Source organism: Campylobacter sp. IFREMER_LSEM_CL2127 (assembly GCF_025771745.1).
In the GTDB taxonomy this organism is placed as follows: Bacteria; Campylobacterota; Campylobacteria; order Campylobacterales; family Campylobacteraceae; genus Campylobacter_D.
This window is the reverse complement of record NZ_JAKMQV010000013.1, coordinates 1-22,264: the sequence shown is the minus strand read 5'-3', so window position 1 is coordinate 22,264 and position 22,264 is coordinate 1. Positions and strand designations below refer to the sequence as shown.

The following is a 22,264-nucleotide window of genomic DNA, read 5'->3' as shown; positions in this document are numbered from 1 at the left end:
AAAATATAGAAGAAAATATAGAAGAAAATATAGAAGAAAATATAGAAGAAAACCCTGCCGAATTTGATTCTCTTGATGATTTACCTATGGTTGAAGAAATGAGCGAAAAAGAGATGAGTTTTGATGATTTACCTGAAGATGCTCAATTTATTGGTGAAGCAAAAGATGATGATAGTGTTACAGAAGAAAATGAACCTTTAGTAGAAGAGGTTTTTGAAGATGAAAGTATAGATGATTTTCAACCAGAAGAGGAGTTAAGCACTCAAGACAAAATAAAAGAAGAATTAGCTGCTATTGATGAATTAGATGAAGAATTTGGTGATATTGATGAGAATTTAATGAGTGATTTTGATATGCAGGATTTAAGTGAGGGTGAAGATTTACAAATGAAATCACAAGCCGATGTGAATGAGGAAAATATAGAGGAAAATATGAGTGAAGTTTTAGATGAAACGCAAGATGAATTTGCAAATTTAAACGAAAATGATATTATGTTAGCTTTAGGAGAAGAACTTGCTCCAGCTATTGCAGAAAAGAAAGAAGTAAGCAAGGTAAACACTGAAGAAAAAGCAGAGAATTTACAAGAAGATGAAATGGTAAATGAGCTTAGTAAAAGTATAGCTCAAACTATCACTTCGAGTATTACCGATGATACTTTAAAAGCAGCCTTAAAAGGCATGAAAATGAATATAAACATTAACATAAGCTTTGATGAGGAATAAACATTGAGTGGTCAAATTTTAATCATCTCAGGGCCAAGTGGAGCAGGTAAGAGTACCTTGCTTCAAAGGCTTTTTAAAGAAAAAGATAATATTTATTTTTCTATTTCAAGTACAACAAGAGCTCCTAGAGAAAATGAAAAAAATGGAGTAGATTATTTTTTTATTAGCGAAGAAGAATTTAAACAAGGTATAGAAAAAGGTGATTTTTTAGAATGGGCTTTGGTACATAAAAATTATTATGGCACTTCGTTAATCCCTGTGAAAAAAGCATTACAAGAGGGTAAAAGTGTCATTTTTGATATCGATGTGCAAGGTTTTTGTATAGCTAAAGAAAAAATGCCTGAATATATTACTTCTGTTTTTATTACAACTAAAAATAAAAAAGAACTTGAAAAAAGATTGCTTAAGCGAAATACTGATAAAATAGAAGATATTAGCAAAAGATTGGAAAATGCTAGTGATGAAATGGCTTATTTGGATCGATATGATTTTTTAATCATAAATGATGATCTTGAAAAAAGCTATAGGGAGTTAGAAGCGGTTTTTGAAGCTTCAAAATTAAAAAGTACAAAACATGATTTAAAACAAATTCAAATTCAATGGAATAAAGGAGAATAAAATGCATATGCCAAGCGGAACTCAATGGTTGATTATATTACTTATTGTGGTGTTACTTTTTGGTGCAAAAAAAATTCCAGAACTTGCTAAAGGTTTAGGAAAAGGTATTAAAACTTTTAAAGATGAAATGAATACAGAAGATGATAAAAAAATCGTTCAAGAAGATGCGCAAAAAATTGAAAAAATCAATGAAAAAGATGTTCTTGTAAAAGAAAATAACGAAGAAGTAAAAAAAGCTTAAGGCAATACATTGAAAACTTTAGTTTATAAAGAAATTAAAGAAAAATTAGGAAGAGATTTTATCTTAGAAAATCCCAAGAATAAAAATCTAGCTCATTTTGCCACGCCTTTGGCTTTTTCTTTGGCTAAAGAATTAAAGCAAAATCCTATGATAATTGCCAATGATATTGTTGCTAAGTTAAAAAATTGTGATTGTTTTGAAAGTGTAGAGGCTTTAAATGGTTATGTAAATTTTAAACTTTCAAAAACTTTTTTAAATTCTTTGGCTACGCAAGCTTTGGGCGATAGTGAAAATTTTGCAAAAGATGATAAAAAAGAGCAGAGTTTTTTACTTGAATATGTGAGTGCAAATCCGACAGGACCTTTACACATAGGACATGCTAGAGGGGCTATTTTTGGCGATACTTTAACTAGGGTTGCTAGGCATTTAGGGTATAAATTTGATACAGAATATTATGTCAATGATGCAGGTAATCAAATTTATCTTTTAGGTCTTTCTATATTACTTGCAGTAAAAGAGCATTGTTTAAAAGAGCAAGTTCAATATCCTGATGAGTATTATAAAGGCGAATATATCGTAGATGTAGCAAAAGAAGCTTTTGTTGATTTTGAAAAAGATTTCTTTGTAGAAGAAAACATTCCGCAATTAGCACTTTGGGCTAAGGATAAAATGCTTAAAATTATCAAGCAAAATTTGGCCGATGCTAAGATATTTATTGATACTTATGTGAGCGAAACGAGTTATTATAATGAATTAGAAAATACCTTAAAAGCTTTAAAAGAGCATGGCGGTACTTATGAACAAGATGGTAAAATCTGGCTTGCTTCAAGTGCTAAAGGCGATGAAAAAGATCGTGTGATTATTAAAGATGATGGAAAAGGAACTTATCTAGCTGCTGATATAGTTTATCATAAAGATAAAATGAGCCGCGGTTATGATAAGTGTATTAATATATGGGGAGCTGATCATCATGGCTATATAGCTAGAATGAAAGCTGCTATGGAATTTTTAAGTCATGATAGTCAAAATCTTGAAATTATCTTAGCGCAAATGGTTTCATTATTAAAAAATGGTGAGCCTTATAAAATGAGCAAAAGAGCGGGAAATTTCATCTTAATGGGTGATGTTTTAGAAGAGCTTGGCAGTGATGTGTTAAGATATATTTTTATTAGTAAAAAATGTGATACACATTTAGAGTTTGATGTAGATGAGTTTAAAAAAGAAGATAGCTCTAATCCTGTGTATTATATTAATTATGCTCATGCTAGAATTCATCAAGTATTTGCTAAGGCGGGTAAAAGTGTAGATGATGTTATGCATGCTAAATTTGAGAGTTTGAATGAAGATGGCATGAATCTTTTATTTGAAAGTTTAAATTTAAAAGCAGTGCTTAATGACGCATTTGAGTCAAGAGCCTTGCAAAAAATTCCTGATTATTTAAAAAATTTAGCTTCTTTATTTCATAAATTTTATAATGAAAATAAAGTAGTTGGCTCAGATAACGAAGATGAGCTTTTAAAACTTTTTGCCGTATGTGCTTTAAGTATTAAAACAGCTTTTGCACTTATGGGAATAGAGGCAAAAAATAAAATGAATCACGATTAATTTTGGTCGTGATTTTTACTTTTTTTAATACTTCTTGTCATCATAAAGCTTTGCTCAAAAAACAAAAGCAAAGTCACACTTACTCCTACTGCTAAGGCTAGTGTTACTGAAAGTGTTGTAAAAAAATGATCAAAAAATTGAATCAAGAAATTAGTCTTTTCGCTAATATCTTCTGAGCGTATAAAAGAAATCAAATACAATATGGCCTTATATGCATAAATTCCAGGTATCATAGGAATGAGAGCGGGAAAAGCTATGATTTCAGCAGGTGTTTTAAAAATCTTAGCTAAAAATAAACCAAGACAGCCTATACTAAAAGAAGCTATAAAGGTTGCAATAGCCAAGGTTTGAAAGCCAAAATATCCCATCAAGGTAAAGCGCATACCATGAGCTATAGCGGCTAATATGGCTGAGAGTATGAGTGTTTTAAAGGGTGGATTACACACATAAGCAAAACCAAAACCTGTTAAAGCTGCAAAAAACATATCCCAAAGTATAGAAGAATAATCAATCATCTTAAAATCCCAAAATCATTAATACCAAGAGTAGTGTAAATTCCAATGGCAATACAGCATACTAATATCGCCACACTAATAATACGACTAAGCCCCATAAGTATATGATCTTTTAAAATGTCTATAACGGAGTTTATAAAATAAACCCCAGGAATTAAATATAATATACTAGAACCCAAAGCAACATTAGCTTCTTGCACGAGTTTCAAATCCACCCCAAAAAATACAATAAAAGAAGATAAAAAAGAACAAATAATGTATTGAATTCTTAAATCAATTTTTATTCTAGTGAGTAAAACTCTTAAGCTAAAACCTACTAAAGTAGCTAAAAATACAAATAAGCAACCATAAAAATCTCCTCCAAATAGCTTGCAAAATGCTGAGTTTGCCACTGAAACTAAAAATAAATTCGCTAAAAAAGGATTTCTTGTGCTTTGTTTGAGTTTTAAAAGAGAAAATTTAGCTTCTTCTAGGTTGTATTTATGATCATGAATTTGCCAGCTTAATGCACTTAGTTCTAAAATCAGTTTAAAATTAATATGATTGTGCTTATTAGGTATGATATAGGTTCTTTGTATGGAATTATCATCTTTATCAAAAATATTTAGTGTGGTATGATGAAAGAAAAAATTCATGTTAATCTCATAACCATATGCATTAGCTATTCTTCCAACGCACTTTGCCACTCTTGCTGTGTAAGTTCCAGCACTTAGAAAAACACTAATGTATTCGATTAAAAAATCCGTTAAATTTTGAATAGATGGCTTTTGCATAACCTTTTTTCTTTGAAATAATTTTTATAAGATTTTATCAAAAATCAAATATAAAATCATATAAATTTAAATGTTTTTAGAAAAATATATATCAAATTAAAGAAAATAATAAAATACCTAGCTAATGAAACTAGGTATTTAAAAATGAAATTTTAAGATATCTTTTTTCTTTTTTGGATATAGATATAAATAGCTACAATCATAGCAGCAAAAACAATACAAGCTACAATAACAAAATGCAGATATTCTTTGATTAAATCTTCATTTTTACCTAAAATATAACCTAATATAAGCAAAATCAAACACCAAATTCCAGCCCCTAAACTAGTATAAAATATAAACTTTTTCAAATTCATTCTTGCTAATCCTGCAGGTAAAGAAATATACTGACGCAAACCAGGGATTAATCTACCACTAAAGGTTGATATCTCACCATGTTTGTTAAAAAAGGCCTCAAATTGAGCAAATTTTGCTTCATTAACTCCAAAATATTTGCATATTTTCAAAAGAACTTCCCGTCCTAAAAAATAACATAAATAATAATTAAGCAAAGCTCCTAAAAGAGCTCCAAAAGTCCCACAAAGCAGACATAGCCAAAAGTTAAGTTCATTTTGATGGGCTAAATATCCAGCAGGTATCATCACTACTTCACTGGGAAAAGGAAAAAAGGAACTTTCTACAAACATAAGAAAAATAATCCCCCAATAACCCCAATCTTTTGCAAGAGTGAGTAAAAAATCTATAATATCACCAAGCATAAATAACCTTTATTTTTTAAGCTAATGATATAAGCTTAGTTTTAATGTTTTAAAAATACAACATCGCTTTTGCACAAATGATTATTAAAATACATAAAATCAATGCAATCAAGTGAGATTTTAAAGGATCTTTTCTTTTTAAAACTTTTATAAAAAATAAAGAATAAAAAGTCAAAGCCAGCATTGTTACTAATAATAAAAGTTTGATAAATAAAAATATGCCAAAATTACTTGCAAAAAAATCCCAAAAAGAATTAATTTCATAAAAGCTCAAAAGATAAAATCCACTTAGTAAAAGTAAGATGAAAATACCAGCAAAAATAAAAATACTTGATTTAGTATAGGCTTTTTTGATTTTATCGCAATCTTCTTTACTTTGGTGTTGATAAGCAAAGCGATAAACACATACATCAAAAAATACATAGGCTATAAAAAATACAGCGCAAATAAGATGAATACAAATAAAAATAAAATGCATAATTAATCTCCTTAAAAATCATAGCACAATTTTAAGGAGATGTAAAATTAAAGTTTTTCTAAAATTTGGATAGTTTTGATTTTATCTCCTGCTCTAATGCTATCTAGTACTTCCAAACTTTCTTTATCTTCAGGGTTAATTTGCCCAAAGATAGTATGCACTCCGTCTAAATGAGGCTGTGGGCTATGACAAATGAAAAATTGCGATCCGCCTGTATCTCTACCAGCGTGAGCCATAGATAAGCTACCTCTTAAGTGCTTGTGTTTTTGATCGTCACATTCACATTCTATCTCATAGCCAGGGCCACCTGAGCCTATACCATAAGGACAACCACCTTGTATCACAAAATTTGGAATCACGCGGTGAAAAACAAGCTCATCATAAAAACCATCATTAGCTAAATTAGCAAAATTACACACAGTTTGCGGTGCTTCATCGGGAAATAATTCTAATTTCATATCACCTTTTTCGGTGCTAATGATAGCAAAATTGTATTTTTTTGCATTTTTTGTGTCGATTTTTTTAAGCATTTTTTTGATCCTATTCTATATTAGTATAAACTGCTTGCACATCATCATCATCTTCTAATTTATCAAGCAATTTTTCAATATCAAGAAGTTGTTCTTCGCTAAAATTTACAGGATTGTTAGCAAGATACTCAAGTCCTGCTTTTTTAAGCACTAAACCTTTTTTTTCTATGGCATTGCTAAGCTCGCCAAAGGCAGTGTAATCACCTATAATTAGTAATTCCTCTTCATTTTGCTCAAGCTCTTCAAGTCCTGCATCAATGAGTTCAAGCTCAAGTTCTTCTAAATCTCCATCATATTTTTCAAGATGAAAAACAGCTTTATGTGAAAACATAAAAGTTAAAGAGCCATTTTGTAAAATTTCTCCACCATTTTTGCTAAAAATCGCTTTTACATTTGCTACTGTGCGTGTAGGATTATCACTCATACACTCAACAATGATTAAAGCTCCATGTGCTGCTTTTCCTTCATAGTGGATATTTTTAATATCAGCGCTATCTTTTCCACTTGCTCTTTTAATAGCTGCATCGATATTGTCTTTTGGCATATTATTAGCTTTTGCAGTAGCTATGGCACTACGAAGCTTTGGATTCATATCAGGATCAGCTCCGCCTTCTTTTGCTGCTACTTGTATAGCCTTTGCAAGTTTTGGAAAAAGTTTGCTCATTTTATCCCATCTTGCTTCTTTAGAGGCTCTGCGATATTCAAACGCTCTTCCCATAAATTCTCTCTTTCTTATATTGTTTTAAAGCTAAAAGTATAAACTAAAAAATCTAAATTTGATTTTAAGAATTACTTAGATATAATGAATAAATATTATAAAACATTATTTTATCTCACGACAATAAAAATCAAAAACATAAGGAAAAATATGAGTGCAAAAAAAGAAGTTTTAATTGCATGGTTTTTTTTAATTGGTGCTATTGTGTTTGAAGTTATAGGAACAAGCTTTTTAAAAATAGAGAATAAACTTTTTGGCTATTTTTTTATGGCCTTATTTATCGCTTTTTCTTATTTTCTTATGGGGCTTGCGGTTAAAAAAATTCAAATTGGTATTGCTTATGCAATATGGGAGCTTTTGGGGATGATACTAATTCTTTTGGTTTCTTTTGTGCTGTTTGAAGAAAGACTAACTAGTTTGCAAATTTTAGGAATTATTTTATCGATAATTGGAATTGCGATGATTAATTTGGGCGAGGTAAAAGAAGAATGAAATTGTATTTAGCAGTGATCGTTTTGTCAGCCGTTCTTGACATAGTGGCAAATTTGCTATTAAAAAAATCTGAAAGTTTTAAACATAAAAAATGGGGATTTGGGGCGATTTTTTGTGCAATTTTAGCTTTTTTTATGCTTTCTTTTAGTTTGGAATATGTTCCATTAAGTATTGCATATTCTACTTGGGGTGCTATTGGGATTATAGGAACTTGTCTTGGTGGTTGGGTTTTTTATAAGGAAAAATTAAATAAAATTGGCTTAGTTGGTATTGTTGTGGTTTTGATCGCAGTTGTGCTTTTAAATTCTTAAAATAAGGATAATAAGTGATTGTAAAAACTAAAAATATTAATTGCCAAAGTTGTGTCAATTTAATCAAGGCTTCACTAGAAGATGAATTTGGTACTATGCAAATAAATGTTGAAACAAAAAGCATAGAGATTGATTTAAAAGCAGAGCAAGTTGAAGAGTTCAAAAAACAATTGCAAGATTTAGGTTTTGAGATAGATGAAGCATGAGTTAAAATTAAAAATAGGTAATATGACTTGTGTTAATTGCTCTAATGCTATAGAAAAAGTTTGTGCAAAAATTGATGGAGTTGAAGATGTAAGTGTTTCTTATGTCAACTCTAGTGGAGTGTTTTTGCTTAAAGATTTATCCTTGGAAGTAAAAATCAAAGAAAAAATCAAAGCTTTGGGTTTTGAGATATTACAAGAAGAGCAAAATTTATACGAGTTTAAACTCAAAGAGCTTAAAAATATGAAAACAAAGCTTATCATGAGTATAATTTTAAGCTCTATTGTGATGTATTTTGAAATGTTTGTCCAAGGAAATGTTTCCGCTTTAATTCAAATGTTTTTATCTATGATAGCGATTTTTTATTGTGGAAAAGGTTTTTTTATCCACGCTCTTAAAGGATTAAGACATAAAAATTTAGATATGAACACTTTGATATCCTTAGGTGCCTTTACTTCTTTTGTATATTCTTTTTTTGTGTATTTTGAGGTATTTAGCAAAGATGGTTATTTGTATTTTAGTGGTGGAGCGATGATTATAAGCTTTGTTTTATTGGGTAAATACTTAGAAGAAAAGGCTAAATTTAAATCCTTAGAATATCAAAATAAATTAAAAAATATAGATATTAAAAAAGCTAATATAATCTTAGAAGATGGAAGTATAAAAAGCATACCCAGTGCTTTTGTAAAAGAAAATGATGTGATTTTAGTAAAAGAGGGCGAAAGCGTTGTTGCTGATGGGATGATTATAGCAGGTGAAGCTGAGGTTGATGTGAGTTTTTTAACAGGAGAGTTTTTACCACTTTTTAAAAAGCAAGATGATGAGATTTTAGCAGGAACTGTGTTGATTAATGGAAGCTTAAAGATTAAAGCCAATAAAAAGGCGATTGAAAGTTCATTAGAACAAATCAAAGATCTTGTTTTTAAAGCAGGTAGTGTCAAAACACCTTTAGCAAATTTAGCTAATAAGATTTCAGCTTATTTTGTAGCTTGTATTATAATTTTAACACTTTTTGTGTTTGCTTTTTGGTATTTTAAAGAAGGAATTAATGCAGCGTTTTTACATGCTTGTGCTACGCTTTTAATCTCTTGTCCTTGCGCTTTGGGCTTAGCAACCCCTATAGCCATAGTTAGTGCTTTAGCAAATGGAGCAAGAAATTTTATCTTAGTGAAAAATCCAGCAGTGCTAGAGAATTTAGCTAGTATAAAACTTGCTATTTTTGATAAAACAGGTACTTTAAGTCAAGATGACTTAAGTGTTTATAAGCATGATCTAACTCAAGAAAATTTTCAAAAACTCACCCAAATTGAAAATTTAAGCTCACACCCAATCGCAAAGGCTTTTACTAAAGAATTGAATGTAAATTTAAATTTACAAGGAAAATTAAGTGTTTTAGTGGGTAGTGGTTTGCTTTATGAGGAAAATGAAGATAAATATTTAATAGGCAATGAAAAATTAATGTTTGAAAATGGCGTTGATATACAAAAAAGCAAACAATTTTTACAAGAATTTGAAGATCAAGCACCTATATGTTTGTATTTTGCAAAAAATAAAATTTGTCTTGGTGGGGTTTGCTTGAAAAATGAACTTAAAAACGAAGCTAAAGACTTGATAGCAAATTTAAAACAAAAAGGTGTAAAAAGTATTATTTTAAGCGGTGATAATAAAAAAAGTGTTGCCAAAATAGCAAATGAGCTTAATATTGATGAATATTATTCTGACTTAAAACCCGAGCAAAAGCTTGATTTTATAAAAGAAAAAATCAAAAAAGAAAAAGTGCTTTTTATAGGAGATGGTATCAATGATGCTCCTGCTTTAAATTTAGCTAGTGCAAGCATAAGTTTTTCCAAAGCAAGTGAGCTTGCTAAAAAAAGTGGAGATTTGATTTTGATAAAAGATGATTTATCTTTAATAGCTTATTGTTTTGAGCTTTCTCAAAAAACTAAAAATATCATCAAACTTAATCTTTTTTGGGCTTTTATTTACAATGCTTTGTGTATTCCTATTGCAGCAGGTTTTGTGCCATTTATAAGTCTTAGTCCGCATTTGGCAGCTTTAGCAATGTGTTTTAGTTCAGTAACAGTTGTACTAAATTCTTTAAGATTACGTTAGGTATTTAAGTTTATTTAATATTTTCTATAATATATTAATATAAATTTAACAAAAAGGAGTACTAGAATGAATTGCAACTGCGGTTTTTCTATGATGAATATAGTAAGATATTCTAAAATGATTATCTTGCTTACAGTTGCCTCTTTAGCGGCTATTGTTGTTTTTGGTAATGTAACTGATTACAATTCAAATTTTCAATTTGTAAAACATGTTATGAGCATGGATACCAAACCTGATTATTTAGGTAATGCTATTGTTTATAGAGCTATTACAAATTCTACTATCCATCATATTGCCTATATTTTTATTATTTGTTTTGAAGCCTTTATTATGTTAACTGCTTTAAAAGGCGCCTTGGATATGTTTAACGCAAGAAATTCAGATGCAAAAACTTTCCATGAAGCTAAAAAATTTGGAATCATTGCTTTAACTTGTTGTTGTTTACTTTGGTTTTTTGGCTTTCAAGTAGTGGCTGCAGAATGGTTTGGTATGTGGATGAGTAAAACTTGGAATGGCTTACCTGATGCTACTAGATTAGTAACTTATATGCTTTTAGCTTTAATTTATATTAGTATCAAAAACGATGATTGATTCATCAAACTCCTAAAAAGGAGTTTGATTTTATAGTTCATTAACAGCACGATATGCTTGATCAATTGCTGCGTGCATATAAGCATCCCAATCAGCATCTGAATTTGCTATAACGATATTACCAAAAGGTTTTCTTGCAAGTTCTATAGTTTTTTGCGCTTCTTCACTATCATCAAAAAGACTGTTTTCTGTATATGAATAACAGTGCCCCCAACGATTTACAACTATAGCCTTAATGTCTCTTTCATGGTCAAATCCAGCCGAGCCTAACATGCCTTGAAGTTGATCGCGAACGATTTTTTCATGTTCTTCAAAACTCATAGTGAATAATAAATTTCTACCCACTCTAGCTCTATCTCTTGCATCCATTCCTTCAAGGTCGATTCCTTGCATAGAAGCAAATACTAAAGGCGAGCATACCATATGAACACAAATAGGCTTTTTAGGATCTCTTGGGTGATGGTATCCTCCCATATCTACAGGATAATCAAGCTTGGTTCTAGCATAAGGCATTTTTGGTGAATAAATTTCATGTACTCCAAGTTTTATAAATGGTTCCCAGTTACTTATAATAACATTTGTGTGTAAAAGTGATGTTTTTACGTTTTTACTCAAAGCATCTTTTTGATCTTGTGGCATGCTTGGTACTATGTATGGAATCATACTATTGTAGTTTGCCATTACAACTTTTTTAGCTTTTACTCTGTAATTTTTGCCTTTATTAACGTAAGTTACCAAAGCTCCATCTTTTGTATTTTCTACATTTATAACAGTGCTGTTTAATCTTAAACGCACTTTGTTTTTAGCAAGATCAAGTTTAGAATAATCAAAATGAGCTAGAGTAACTTCATCCATATCTTTGCCTTTTTTAGACACATCAGGAATTAATCTTCTAACCATTAATCTAGCAACAGTAGCATTACCATCAGCACAGTGGTGGATATATGGTTCTTCCATTTCAGCTAATGCTTCTCCCTCGATTGGATCAAGTCCAAGTTTGTCAAAACCAGGTAAAAATGAAGCTCTAGCATCTTCACAAGAAACAGCATCAATACCTAAAGCCAAAAAGTCATCTGTCATACCTTCAAAGAATTTTACAGCTTGTGGTGAAAGCTTAACTTTTTCTTCTAAGAATTTTTTATAGCTTGTTTTAGCTACATACTCATCTCTTTGCTCTTTTGTCAAGCCTTTTAAATAGTCTTTTTCGCTTTTAAATAAAGCAATTAAATCTTTTTTATCTTTTTCATTAAGAGGAAAATCACCTATAAAAGCTTCAACGCTTCTACCATTATGTCTTCCCTCAGGAATATCATCACAAATTACTTTTCTAGGGTTGCCACTTACGACCTTATCTACTCCAAATTCAGCCTTAGAAAAATACACACCCCTGCTAAGATTTAAATCAGGATAAAAATTTACATCAAAACGTTTAGCAAGCTCATCAATATCCACACCCAAAGATGATAATAAATCTACTACTTCTTTAGAATATAACGCCTTTGGTGATTGAAATGTTTCGCTACCACCATAACTTAAAATAGTACCATCTTCTAAATCTATTTCATTTCTTCTAGCATGTCCACCAAAATCATCATGATTATCAAGGATAAGAATTTTTTTATCTTTTCCAAATTTGTTTTGATAAAAACAGGCAGCTGCTAAACCACTAATTCCAGCTCCAACTACAACCAAATTATATTCTTGTTTAGGTTTGATAGCGCTAAAGTCAAATTTTTCACCATCTCTTAGCATATGTGCAAATTCATAACTTGCATTATTACTACCTCTTAACCCAAGCCATTTTGGCGGGTAGTATTCTTTAGTGAAATCTTCGATTTTGGCTTCTTTACCATATAATACTTGCAAAGGAGTCATTCCTGCAAGTATAGTTAAAGCCATTCCGTTTAAAAAGTCCCTTCTTTGCATGATTGTCCTTAAAATAAGATATATCAAGTCTTATTTTAAGAATATATTTATATATTTACTCTTAAAAGTGTTTCATTTGAATACAAATTTTTATAAAAAAGTTACTTTTTTTCTCTTTTTATAGTTTTTATATAGTTTAATAAGTAGAAAAATCAAGGCTAGACTTAAAGCTAAAAAATGTGGAATTTGTGGTATTTTTGCAGATAAAAAATAATGCCAAGCTACTAGCAAAAAGCAAAAATATCCAAGTTTTCTTATTTTACTCATTTTTTTAAAAAGCTCAAATGAGCTTATAAACATAAATGTGAGTATAAAAAAGCTTATAAAACCACTAAATTCTAAATTTTTACTAAAAGTATCTTTGAAAAAAAGTATTAAATCTAAATTTTTTCCAAAAGCAAAATAATTAAAAAAGTGAATCAAAACCCAAAAAAATGCATAAAAACCTAAAAATTTAGGGTAATCTTTTGTGTGTTTATACTTTAAAAGTGAAAAAAACAGGCTCAATCCAAAAAAGATTAAGCCAAATATACCACTATAAAAATATACAGATTTTACAATATCAAATTCTTGCATGATTTGATAGATGCTAAAAACAATACTTAAAGCAAAGGCTAAAAATCCACCGATATTATAAACTTTTTTGCTCATTAAAAATTAACCTTTAAATCCATATCTTTATACAAATGTGCTACTTCTTTTTCATAGCCATTAAACATTTGTGTAGGCTTGGTGAAAAAATCTCCCAAAGGACGCTCATTTGCTTGAGACCATCTTGGATGAGAGACATTTGGATTAACATTGGCATAAAATCCATATTCTCTAGGGTTTGCTAGCTCCCATGTAGTTTTAGGTTGTTCTTTGGCAAATTCTATTTTTACAATAGATTTTATGCTTTTAAAGCCATACTTCCATGGAACTACAAGACGAATCGGCGCTCCATTTTGTCCTAATAAAGGCTTTTTATACATTCCTACAGCCATAAGTGTTAGTGGATGCATAGCCTCATCTAATCTTAAGCCCTCTACATAAGGATAATCAAGAGTTGGGAAAAATGAAGCTTGATCGGCAAATTGATTTTTATCAAAAAGAGTGGTAAATTTTATAAATTTAGCCTCGCTTTTAACTTTGCATTTTTCTATTAAAGCACGCAATTCAAAACCAACCCAAGGCACTACCATAGACCAAGTTTCAACACAACGAAATCTATAAATTCTCTCTTCTAAAGGAAAGGCTAATAAATCTTGCATAGTTAAAGTCAAAGGCTCTTCAACTTCTCCGCTAACTTCTATTTTCCAGCCGTTTGTGTTGAAATTTTTCGCAAGCTCTACAGCTCTTTTTTTATCAGTAGAAAATTCATAAAAATTTACATAATTAGTTGCAATTTTTTCATCGCTAAGTTTTAATTTTTCATTATTAGGATCAGGAAAGAAATTTAATGCCACCAATTCAGATTGAACTAAGGCTGAACTAACTAAAGCTCCAGCACCTAGTTTTAAAAAATGGCGTCTTTTTTTATATAATTGTTCGTTTGTGATATTCATAATTTTCCTTTATAAGTTTTGTGATATTAAAACATATAAAGGAAAATAAAAGGATAATTTTTATTATATAAAAAAATATTTTTAAAAAATTATCTCATTGTTTTCAGATAGAGCAGGGTTATTTTTTGGAAATGGAGAAGTATTAGTGTAATACTCTCTTTGCTTTTCATAAATTCCTTGATAAACTCCTTTTGGAATGATAAATTTTCTAGCACTATCAGGATAAAGTTCTAAGTATTTTGTTAAAAATTCTTTAAAAACCGGAGCAGCAGTCCTTGCGCCACCTTCGATTTGTTTCATAGGTTTATTATCATCATTACCATACCAAATGATAGCTTCTATTTCAGGAGTCAAGCCACAAAACCACGCATCTATGCTTTTATTTGAAGTACCTGTTTTTCCAGCTATTTCAATCCCTTCTACTCTAGCATTGCGTCCAGTGCCTTTTTTAACAACATTTTGCATCATATCATTGACTAAAAAGGCTTGTTCGGATTTGCTGATTTTTCTTTCTCCTGAATTAAATTCTACTACCATTTTGCCATTTTTATCAATTACTCTTTTAATGAGTATTAAATCTTTTTGCACGCCATAGTTTCCAAATACTGTATAAAGTTTAGCATAGTCATAAATAGAAATTCCAAAGCTACCCAAAACTATAGATAAATCAACCGGTATATTCTCAAAGCCCATAAATTGAAGTTTATCATGGATCACATCAAGTCCTAGGGCAAGAGCTAAATTTATGGTAGCTAGGTTTCTTGATCCAGTTAATGCTTCTTTTAAGCTTATAAGCCCTAGAAATTTTCCACCATAATTTTTAGGTTTCCAGTCTTTCTCATCTTCTTTGGTGCTTTCAAAAATTCTTGAAATATCAGCAACCTTACTCATAGGAGAATAGCCCATATCAATGGCAATTTGGTATAAAAAAGGTTTAAAAGAACTTCCAGGCTGTCTTAAACTTTGAGTAGCGCGGTTGAAATTACTTTTTGTATAATTTACTCCACCTACTAAGGCTAAAATATCTCCATTTTGGTGATTTGCTACTATCATAGCTCCATTAAGTGTACTTAAATTGGCATCTTTGTCTCTTTTAACTATTTCATCATAGCCAAATTTTAAAGCTTCTCTTGCAATATTTTGCACATCAAGATCTATAGCAAGCTCTATTTTATAACCACCACTTTTTAAGTCTTTAATCCCGCTTAGTTGTTTTAAAACTTCTTGAGTAACATAAGGGGCTGCATTTTGCGTTAAAGTATCATCATATACTTTTGGAATTTCTTTTAAGGCATTTTCATACTCTTCTTTAGAAATCCAACCAAGATTATACATCCTTTGTACTACGCTATTTGCCCTAGCTAAAGAAAGATCTAAATGTCTAGTAGGATCATAAGTACTTGGAGCCTTTGGCATACCTACTAAAATAGCAATTTCCTTTAAGCTAAGCTCATCTAAATTTTTTCTAAAATATCCAAGCGCAGCAGTTTTTACTCCATAATATCCATGCCCAAAGAATATGAAATTTAAATATCTTTCTAAAATTTGCTCTTTAGTTAAAGTACTTTCTATTTTATATGCAAGCAAGGCTTCTTTTAGCTTTCTACTCAAAGTACGCTCAGGGGTTAATTCTGTGTTTTTTATGAATTGTTGCGTAAGAGTGGAAGCTCCTTCCATGGTTTTTCCACCACTTCTTATGATTTTAATAGCTGCTCTAAAAATCGCATCTATATTAACCCCACCATGTTCAAAAAAGCTAGTATCTTCAATGGCTACCAAAGCTTCTATAAGTCTTGGTGGAAGTTCTTCATAAGGAGCGTAAAAGCGGTGTTGCTCGAAAACATTTGCAACTAATTTTCCATTTTTATCAAAAATTTGTGTTGTAAGAGGTGGTTTGTAATCTTTAAAGGTGTATTGATTTAAATCAGAATCAGAAAATAAATACGCAATAAATATAAAAACTCCAACCGCACACACTACACAAAAAGAAAGAAATATTTTTAAAATTTTTATCATAAAAATGCTTTCAAAAGTTCTATATTAAGCCCTAGTGCTGTACTTTGATGGCCTATGATTTTTTTAATGTATTTTTTATGAAATCCCTCGCACATCACAGCTCCGGCTTTGCCTTGATAAAGTTTTGACTCAACGTATTCTTGCATATCTTTTAAATCAAATTTATCCAAAATCAAATCACACTTGCTAAGATTAAAAATCTTTTTATCTTCTAAAACTAAAATCATCGCGCTTAAAACGCTAATGCTTTTGCCACTTTGCAAATTGAGCATATTAAAAGCCTCGTTCTCGCTTTTAGCTTTAGTAAGAATGATATTTTGAGCACAAACTATGCTATCAGCAAATAAAACATTTTTTAAATCAGGATATTTTGCAAAAAATTGCCTTTCTTTTTCTAAAACAATTTTTTGCACATAAGAGCTTGGATTATCTTTTTTTACCAAGCTCTCATCATAATCGATAATAATTTGTTCAAAAGCGATATTTGCTTCTTTTAATAAAGCAACGCGTGAAGGCGAACTTGAAGCTAGATAAAGCATTAAGCAAGACTTTCTTCTATGATTTTCTTAGCATGATCAAGCGCTTGTTCTATTTTACTTGTATCTTTACCGCCAGCTGTTGCAAAATCATCCCTACCGCCACCGTTTCCACCAAGCATTTGTGCAATTTCTTTTACCAAAACACCAGCTTTTAATGAAGAGTCTTTAACACCTGCAGCTATGATGATTTTGCCTTCTTTTTCTTGTAAAAGTAAAATTACAGCTTTGTTAAATTTGTTTTTAAACTCATCTATCATGGTTTTTATATCGCCACTATCTATTTTTTGCACGCAATATTGAATGCCATTTAGTTCTTTAGAGTTTAATTCTGTTTTGCTTGAATTTTTTAATTCATTTTTTAAACTAGCTATTTCATTTTTTAATTTTGCCACATAGCTTAAAATATCATGAGTTTTTAACTCTTCTTTGGCTTGGTTTAACTCTTTTAAATTTTCATTAACATAATCAAGTGCAGCTTTGCTTACTACTGCTTCTATCCTTCTAACTCCAGCACTAACCCCGCTTTCTTTGATGATATAAAAACTTCCTATTTCAGAGCTATTTTTCACATGAGTGCCACCACAAAGCTCCTTACTAGCTCCTAGGGTTAAAACTCTTACTTTTTCTTGATATTTTTCACTAAATAAAGCTATGGCACCACTTTTTTTAGCTTCATCTAAAGCCAAAATTTCAATTTTAGCTTCATTTGCTTGCATGATGTAAGTATTTACTAAAGCTTCTATTTGCTTTAATTCTTCTTTGTTTAGGGCTTTTGGATGAGTAAAATCAAATCTTAATTTATTATGCTCTACTAAAGAACCTGCTTGACTAATGTGTGAGCCAAGAATTTCTCTTAAAGCATGGTGTAGTAAATGTGTCGCACTATGATGTCTTGCGATTTGTTCTCTTTTTTTAGTATCTATGCAAGCTAACACTTCATCATTTGTTTTAAGATCTTGTTTTAATTTCACTTGATTAAGATTAATATCAAAGAATTTTTGTGTATCTAAAACCTCATTTTCATTGATAAAACCTATATCAGCGCTTTGCCCTCCACTTGTTGCATAAAATGGAGTTTTTTCAAGCATTAACCATGCTATATCTCCTGCCTTAGCTTCGGTTATGATTTTAAAATTCTCATCCAAAATAGCCATGATTTTAGTTTTTTCTTCATAATTTTCATAGCCACTAAAAGTATTTTTGCCAAATTTTTCTAATAAAACTTTAAAGTCTCCGCTAATTGCTTTATCCCCACTTCCTTTCCAAGAAGCTTTGGCTCTGTCTTTTTGTTCTTGCATAAGCTCATTAAATTTAGCCTCATCTACACTAAGATTTTTCTCTCTTAACATATCTTGGGTTAAATCAAGTGGAAAACCATAAGTATCATAAAGTTTAAAAGCTACTTCACCACTAAAAATATCTTTAGTTTTTTTAAGTTCTTCGTTAAAAATTTCTATGCCATTTTCAATAGTGCTTAAAAATCTTTCTTCTTCTAGTTTGATTTGTTCTTTAATAAATTCTTTTTTTTCATTTAGGTAAGTATAATGTCCACCCATTAACTCGCACACTACATCTACAAGCTCATACATAAAAGCTCTTTTAAGACCTAATAAATATCCATGTCTTAAGGCACGGCGCATAATTCTTCTTAAAACATAACCTCTACCTTCTTTATCAAAACCAACTCCTTGAGCAAGTAAAAATACACTTGATCTAATATGATCAGCGATTACTCTATAGCTAGCTCCACTTTCATAGGTATAAGTTTTACCGCAAAGTTTTGCAATACTCTCAATAATAGGCATAAACAAAGAACTATCAAAATTGCTAAATTTTCCTTCTTTTATAGCGCTAACTCTTTCAAGTCCCATACCTGTGTCAATGCTTGGTTTTGGCAATGGAGTAAGTGTGCCATCAGCGCTTCTTTCATACTGCATGAAAACGAGGTTCCAAATTTCTAAGAACCTATCTCCATCACCACCCATATAATCTTCGCTAGAATTAAAATGCTCAGCACCTTGATCATAAAAAATTTCACTACAAGGCCCGCATGGTCCAGTATCGCCCATTTGCCAAAAATTATCTTTATCGCCAAATTTATAAATTCTTTCTTTTTCTATATGCTTTTGCCAAAGCTCATATGCTTCATCATCGCTTTCATGTACAGTTACATATAATCTTTCTTTAGGTAGTTTTAAAACTTCAGTTACAAATTCCCAAGCATAAGCAATAGCTTGTTCTTTAAAATAATCCCCAAAACTAAAATTTCCAAGCATTTCAAAGAAAGTATGATGTCTTGCTGTGTAGCCTACATTGTCTAAGTCATTGTGTTTTCCACCGGCCCTTATGCAAGTTTGACAGCTTGTTTTACGCGGAGGATTAGGGCGTGGTACTTCTCCAGTAAATATACTTTTAAAAGGCACCATACCTGCATTAGTAAAAAGTAAAGTCGCATCATCAGGAACTAAAGGGCTTGAAGGGGTGATTTCGTGTCCTTTTGACTTAAAAAATTCTAAATATTCTTTTCTTATATCCATAGATTTTCCTAGCTAGTTTTTTGCTTAAAATAATACCAAAAATACTTTAAATTAAGTAAAACTATCCTATAATCACGATTTTAAATTTACTAAGGTAATACAATGAAAATTCCTTTTATAGACTTAAATGCTCAATATAATGCTTATAAAAATGAAATCGATGAGGCTATTAGTGAAGTTTTACAAAGCACTTCTTTCATAGGTGGTGTAAAATTAGAAGAATTTGAAAACAATTTAGCTAAATATGTAGGTATTAAACATGCAATAGGTTGTTCAAGTGGCACAAGTGCGTTATTTTTAGCCTTGATGGCTTTGGGCGTGGGTAGAGATGATGAGGTAATAGTGCCAAGTTTTACCTTTATAGCTACAGCTGAAATGGTTGCTCTAATCGGCGCTAAACCTGTTTTTGTAGATATTGATTTTAAAGATTATAATCTTAGTTTAGAAAAAGTTCAAAGTGCTATCACGCCTAAAACTAAAGCTGTAATTGCTGTGAGTATTTTTGGGCTTATGCCTGATATGTTTGCTCTAAAAGAGCTTTGTAAAAGTCAAAATATTGCTTTGATAGAAGATAGTGCGCAAAGTTTTGGAGCTAGTCAAAAAGGTATAAAATCATGTGCTATAGCTGATATATCATGCACAAGCTTTTTTCCGTCTAAGCCTTTAGGTGCTTATGGAGATGGCGGGGCGATTTTTACCCAAGATGATGAATTAGCGCAAAAAATAAAAATTTATTTAAATCATGGACAAGTGCAAAGATATAAGCATAAATACATCGGTATTAATGGAAGGCTTGATACCATCCAAGCAGCTATTTTAAATGTGAAATTAAAATACTTAGATGAAGAGATTAAAAAAAGAGAAGCAATAGCAAAAATTTATGATGAAAATTTAAAAAATTGTATTTTACCGCCAAGAAAAGATGATTTTGTGAGTGCCCAGGCTCAATATAGCGTGCGTGTAAAGAATAGAGAAAAATTCATGCAAAAATTACAAGAGCAAGGCATACCTACTGCGGTGCATTATCCTTTAGGGCTTCATTTACAAGAAGCTTTTGATTATCTTGCTTATAAAAAAGGCGATTTACCAAATACAGAACTTTTAAGTGATGAAATTTTATCCTTACCTATGAGTGCATTTTTAAAAGAAGAGCACCAAGCTAGAGTGATAGAGGCTTTTAAATGAAAATAGGGCTTATAGGTCTTGGTAAAATGGGTAAAAACCATTTAAGAGAACTTGAGCGTAATTTAAAAGTAAAAGAAATTCATCTTTATGATCCTTTTTGCAAAGATGATTTTAAACATTTTTTTCATAAAAATTTTGATGATTTTTTAGCACAAAATCTTGATGGTGTTATCATTGCTACGCCTACCTATACGCATTTAGATGTAGCTTTAAAAGTTTTTCCTAAAATAAAAAATGTTTTGATAGAAAAGCCTTTGGCATTAAATGTTGATGAAATTTTAATCTTAGAGCAAAAAGCTAGAGAAAACAAAGTCAAAGTAGGGGTGGGTTTTTGCGAGAGATTTAATCCTGCTATTTTAACTTTTAAAGAAAAACTTTTAGAAGATGAGATTATAAGTATTGACATACAAAGAATTTCGCCTTATCCGCAAAGAATAAACGATGTAGGTGTTTTAAGTGATCTTAGTGTGCATGATATTGACTTAGTTAGATTTTTAAGTCAAGAGCAAATTTTAAAAGCAAATATTTATAAAAGCTTCCATCATGATAAATTTGAAGATGAAGTAATGATAAGCTTAAAATTAGAAAATATCTTAGCAAGTATTCATGATAGCTGGAATGGACAATGCATTATAAGAAAAATCACACTTTTAGGTAAAAAACATACTTATGAACTTGATCTTAAAAATTTTGAACTTTTTATCAATATGCAAAAAATTCCAAATTTATATGAAAATTCTCCTTTATATGCTGAGCATGAAGACTTTTTTGAGCTTTTGCAAAATGGGGTTTGTAAAAATTTAGCTAGTATTGAAGATGCTTTGAGAGTACAAGAAATTTTAGAAGGTGTTTGATAGTGAAATATGTATTTTTTTTAAATATGGGCGGGGTTAATAAACTTGAAGAATGTGAAGTTTTTTTAAAAAATATGTTTAATGATCCTTATATTTTAGGGATAAAAAATGTTTTTTTAAGAAAATTTGTAGCCTTTATGATAAGAAAATCAAGACTAAAAGCTATGAAGCAAAACTATGAAAAAATGGGTGGGAAGTCCCCGCTTACTCAAATCACACAAAGTTTATGTGATAGATTAAATTCTAAAACTAGAGAATATAGCTTTGATTTTATTAGTCTTTATGTGCCACCCTTTGCAAATGATGTTTTTTCAAAATATGATTTTCAAAAAAATGATGAAATCATTTTATTTCCTTTATACCCTCATCATTCTAAAACCACTGTAACTAGTTCTTTAGAAGTAGTGCAAAATGAGCTAAGAAGTGTCCAAAATCAAGCTAATGTAAAAATCATTGATGTTTTTTATAAAGATGAGCTTTATAATGAAATGATTATAAAGCATATTTTAGAAAAAAAGAAAGAATGTGATTATAAAACTTTGATTTTTTCTGCGCATTCTTTACCGCTTTCAGTGATTAAAAATGGCGATTTGTATGAAAAACATGTGCAAGAGCATGTGGGTATCTTAAAAGAAAAACTTAAAAATGAATTTGAACAAATCATTTTATCGTATCAATCAAAACTAGGTCCAGTAAAATGGCTTGAACCTAATACAAGTGATATTTTAGAAAATTTAAATCAAAAAGCTTTGATTTATCCTATATCTTTTTGTATAGATTGTTCTGAAACGATTTTTGAACTTGGAGTTGAGTATAGACACTTAGCAAAAAGTGATTATGAGCTTATCCCTTGTCCTAATGATAGTGATGAGTTTATAAAATTTATTAAAAATAAATTAAACCTATAAACAAACTTTAAACAACTTTAATATATAATTCCAAACTTCAAATCTTATTTTAATTTCCAAAAGGAGTTTTAATGTTAAATTTCACGG

Annotated in this window: 23 protein-coding genes and 1 pseudogene; 12 read left to right on the top strand and 12 right to left on the bottom strand. The window is 30.4% G+C overall.

Features of this window, described 5'->3' with window-relative positions:
• The 4 genes and pseudogenes from L8V77_RS07080 to argS form a co-directional block, all read left to right on the top strand.
• A pseudogene (locus tag L8V77_RS07080) lies at nucleotides 1–722 on the top strand (hypothetical protein); the annotation flags it as partial.
• 3 nt (nucleotides 723–725) lie between these two features.
• Nucleotides 726–1,340, top strand: coding sequence for a guanylate kinase (gene gmk / locus L8V77_RS07075; RefSeq protein ID WP_263663070.1), 615 nt, complete (start codon nucleotides 726–728; stop codon nucleotides 1,338–1,340).
• A 1-nt stretch (nucleotide 1,341) separates the two neighbouring features.
• Nucleotides 1,342–1,581 (top strand): twin-arginine translocase TatA/TatE family subunit, encoded by a 240-nt coding sequence (locus L8V77_RS07070; protein ID WP_039618758.1) that lies wholly within the window; start codon nucleotides 1,342–1,344, stop codon nucleotides 1,579–1,581.
• Nucleotides 1,582–1,590: 9 nt separating this feature from the next.
• Nucleotides 1,591–3,186 (top strand): arginine--tRNA ligase, encoded by a 1,596-nt coding sequence (argS, locus tag L8V77_RS07065; RefSeq protein WP_263707317.1) that lies wholly within the window; start codon nucleotides 1,591–1,593, stop codon nucleotides 3,184–3,186.
• On the opposite strand, the gene L8V77_RS07060 is transcribed toward argS, so the two are convergent.
• The 6 genes from L8V77_RS07060 to L8V77_RS07035 all read right to left on the bottom strand — a co-directional run bounded on the left by L8V77_RS07060 (nucleotide 3,183) and on the right by L8V77_RS07035 (nucleotide 6,958).
• Entirely contained in the window at nucleotides 3,183–3,701 is a 519-nt protein-coding gene (locus L8V77_RS07060) for a threonine/serine exporter family protein (RefSeq protein ID WP_039618755.1), read from the bottom strand. The genes argS and L8V77_RS07060 overlap by 4 nt on opposite strands.
• Nucleotides 3,698–4,474, bottom strand: a complete 777-nt coding sequence (locus tag L8V77_RS07055) for a threonine/serine exporter family protein (RefSeq protein WP_263707316.1) — start codon at nucleotides 4,472–4,474, stop codon at nucleotides 3,698–3,700. The genes L8V77_RS07060 and L8V77_RS07055 overlap by 4 nt, the downstream gene beginning before the upstream one ends.
• 152 nt (nucleotides 4,475–4,626) lie before the next feature.
• Complete coding sequence (locus L8V77_RS07050) at nucleotides 4,627–5,232, bottom strand: DedA family protein (protein ID WP_263707315.1); 606 nt, start codon at nucleotides 5,230–5,232, stop codon at nucleotides 4,627–4,629.
• 49 nt (nucleotides 5,233–5,281) lie between these two features.
• On the bottom strand, nucleotides 5,282–5,710 hold the full coding sequence (locus L8V77_RS07045; protein WP_263707313.1) for a trehalose-6-phosphate synthase: 429 nt from the start codon (nucleotides 5,708–5,710) through the stop codon (nucleotides 5,282–5,284).
• Nucleotides 5,711–5,757: 47 nt separating this feature from the next.
• Nucleotides 5,758–6,240: a peptidylprolyl isomerase gene (locus L8V77_RS07040; protein WP_263663075.1), complete on the bottom strand. Its 483-nt coding sequence runs from the start codon at nucleotides 6,238–6,240 to the stop codon at nucleotides 5,758–5,760.
• Between the two features lie 10 nt (nucleotides 6,241–6,250).
• On the bottom strand, nucleotides 6,251–6,958 hold the full coding sequence (locus L8V77_RS07035) for a YebC/PmpR family DNA-binding transcriptional regulator (RefSeq protein ID WP_214098152.1): 708 nt from the start codon (nucleotides 6,956–6,958) through the stop codon (nucleotides 6,251–6,253).
• A gap of 150 nt (nucleotides 6,959–7,108) precedes the next feature.
• Between L8V77_RS07035 and L8V77_RS07030 the strand changes: the two genes are divergently transcribed.
• The 5 genes from L8V77_RS07030 (at nucleotide 7,109) to L8V77_RS07010 (ending at nucleotide 10,668) form a co-directional block, all read left to right on the top strand.
• Nucleotides 7,109–7,450: a DMT family transporter gene (locus L8V77_RS07030; RefSeq protein ID WP_263707311.1), complete on the top strand. Its 342-nt coding sequence runs from the start codon at nucleotides 7,109–7,111 to the stop codon at nucleotides 7,448–7,450.
• A gap of 2 nt (nucleotides 7,451–7,452) precedes the next feature.
• The gene (locus L8V77_RS07025) at nucleotides 7,453–7,761 is read left to right on the top strand and encodes a DMT family transporter (RefSeq protein ID WP_263707320.1); all 309 of its coding nucleotides are present in this window, start codon (nucleotides 7,453–7,455) and stop codon (nucleotides 7,759–7,761) included.
• Nucleotides 7,762–7,775: 14 nt separating this feature from the next.
• Complete coding sequence (locus L8V77_RS07020) at nucleotides 7,776–7,967, top strand: cation transporter (protein WP_263707309.1); 192 nt, start codon at nucleotides 7,776–7,778, stop codon at nucleotides 7,965–7,967.
• Nucleotides 7,957–10,077, top strand: coding sequence for a heavy metal translocating P-type ATPase (locus tag L8V77_RS07015; protein ID WP_263707308.1), 2,121 nt, complete (start codon nucleotides 7,957–7,959; stop codon nucleotides 10,075–10,077). The genes L8V77_RS07020 and L8V77_RS07015 overlap by 11 nt, the downstream gene beginning before the upstream one ends.
• A 66-nt stretch (nucleotides 10,078–10,143) precedes the next feature.
• A complete protein-coding gene (locus tag L8V77_RS07010) occupies nucleotides 10,144–10,668 on the top strand; it encodes a DUF2165 family protein (RefSeq protein WP_263663080.1) in 525 nt (174 codons plus the stop codon).
• 30 nt (nucleotides 10,669–10,698) lie between these two features.
• Here L8V77_RS07010 and L8V77_RS07005 read toward each other — a convergent pair whose 3' ends face one another.
• The 6 genes from L8V77_RS07005 to alaS form a co-directional block, all read right to left on the bottom strand.
• Nucleotides 10,699–12,594: an NAD(P)/FAD-dependent oxidoreductase gene (locus L8V77_RS07005; RefSeq protein ID WP_263707307.1), complete on the bottom strand. Its 1,896-nt coding sequence runs from the start codon at nucleotides 12,592–12,594 to the stop codon at nucleotides 10,699–10,701.
• 90 nt (nucleotides 12,595–12,684) lie between these two features.
• On the bottom strand, nucleotides 12,685–13,245 hold the full coding sequence (locus tag L8V77_RS07000) for a sulfite oxidase heme-binding subunit YedZ (RefSeq protein WP_263707306.1): 561 nt from the start codon (nucleotides 13,243–13,245) through the stop codon (nucleotides 12,685–12,687).
• Nucleotides 13,245–14,138: a protein-methionine-sulfoxide reductase catalytic subunit MsrP gene (gene msrP, locus L8V77_RS06995; RefSeq protein WP_263707305.1), complete on the bottom strand. Its 894-nt coding sequence runs from the start codon at nucleotides 14,136–14,138 to the stop codon at nucleotides 13,245–13,247. The genes L8V77_RS07000 and msrP overlap by 1 nt, the downstream gene beginning before the upstream one ends.
• Nucleotides 14,139–14,219: 81 nt before the next feature.
• On the bottom strand, nucleotides 14,220–16,151 hold the full coding sequence (locus L8V77_RS06990) for a PBP1A family penicillin-binding protein (RefSeq protein WP_263707319.1): 1,932 nt from the start codon (nucleotides 16,149–16,151) through the stop codon (nucleotides 14,220–14,222).
• Nucleotides 16,151–16,693, bottom strand: coding sequence for a septum formation inhibitor Maf (gene maf, locus L8V77_RS06985; RefSeq protein WP_263707303.1), 543 nt, complete (start codon nucleotides 16,691–16,693; stop codon nucleotides 16,151–16,153). Before maf ends, L8V77_RS06990 begins: the two co-directional genes overlap by 1 nt.
• Nucleotides 16,693–19,230, bottom strand: coding sequence for an alanine--tRNA ligase (alaS, locus tag L8V77_RS06980; protein ID WP_263707301.1), 2,538 nt, complete (start codon nucleotides 19,228–19,230; stop codon nucleotides 16,693–16,695). The genes maf and alaS overlap by 1 nt, the downstream gene beginning before the upstream one ends.
• 108 nt (nucleotides 19,231–19,338) lie before the next feature.
• Here alaS and L8V77_RS06975 point away from each other — a divergent pair, with 108 nt between their 5' ends.
• The 3 genes from L8V77_RS06975 to hemH are packed head-to-tail and all read left to right on the top strand — an operon-like array spanning nucleotide 19,339 to nucleotide 22,177.
• On the top strand, nucleotides 19,339–20,415 hold the full coding sequence (locus tag L8V77_RS06975; protein ID WP_263707318.1) for a DegT/DnrJ/EryC1/StrS family aminotransferase: 1,077 nt from the start codon (nucleotides 19,339–19,341) through the stop codon (nucleotides 20,413–20,415).
• Nucleotides 20,412–21,269, top strand: coding sequence for a Gfo/Idh/MocA family protein (locus tag L8V77_RS06970; RefSeq protein ID WP_263707299.1), 858 nt, complete (start codon nucleotides 20,412–20,414; stop codon nucleotides 21,267–21,269). Before L8V77_RS06975 ends, L8V77_RS06970 begins: the two co-directional genes overlap by 4 nt.
• A gap of 2 nt (nucleotides 21,270–21,271) precedes the next feature.
• A complete protein-coding gene (hemH, locus tag L8V77_RS06965; RefSeq protein WP_263707297.1) occupies nucleotides 21,272–22,177 on the top strand; it encodes a ferrochelatase in 906 nt (301 codons plus the stop codon).
• Nucleotides 22,178–22,264 lie beyond the last annotated feature (87 nt).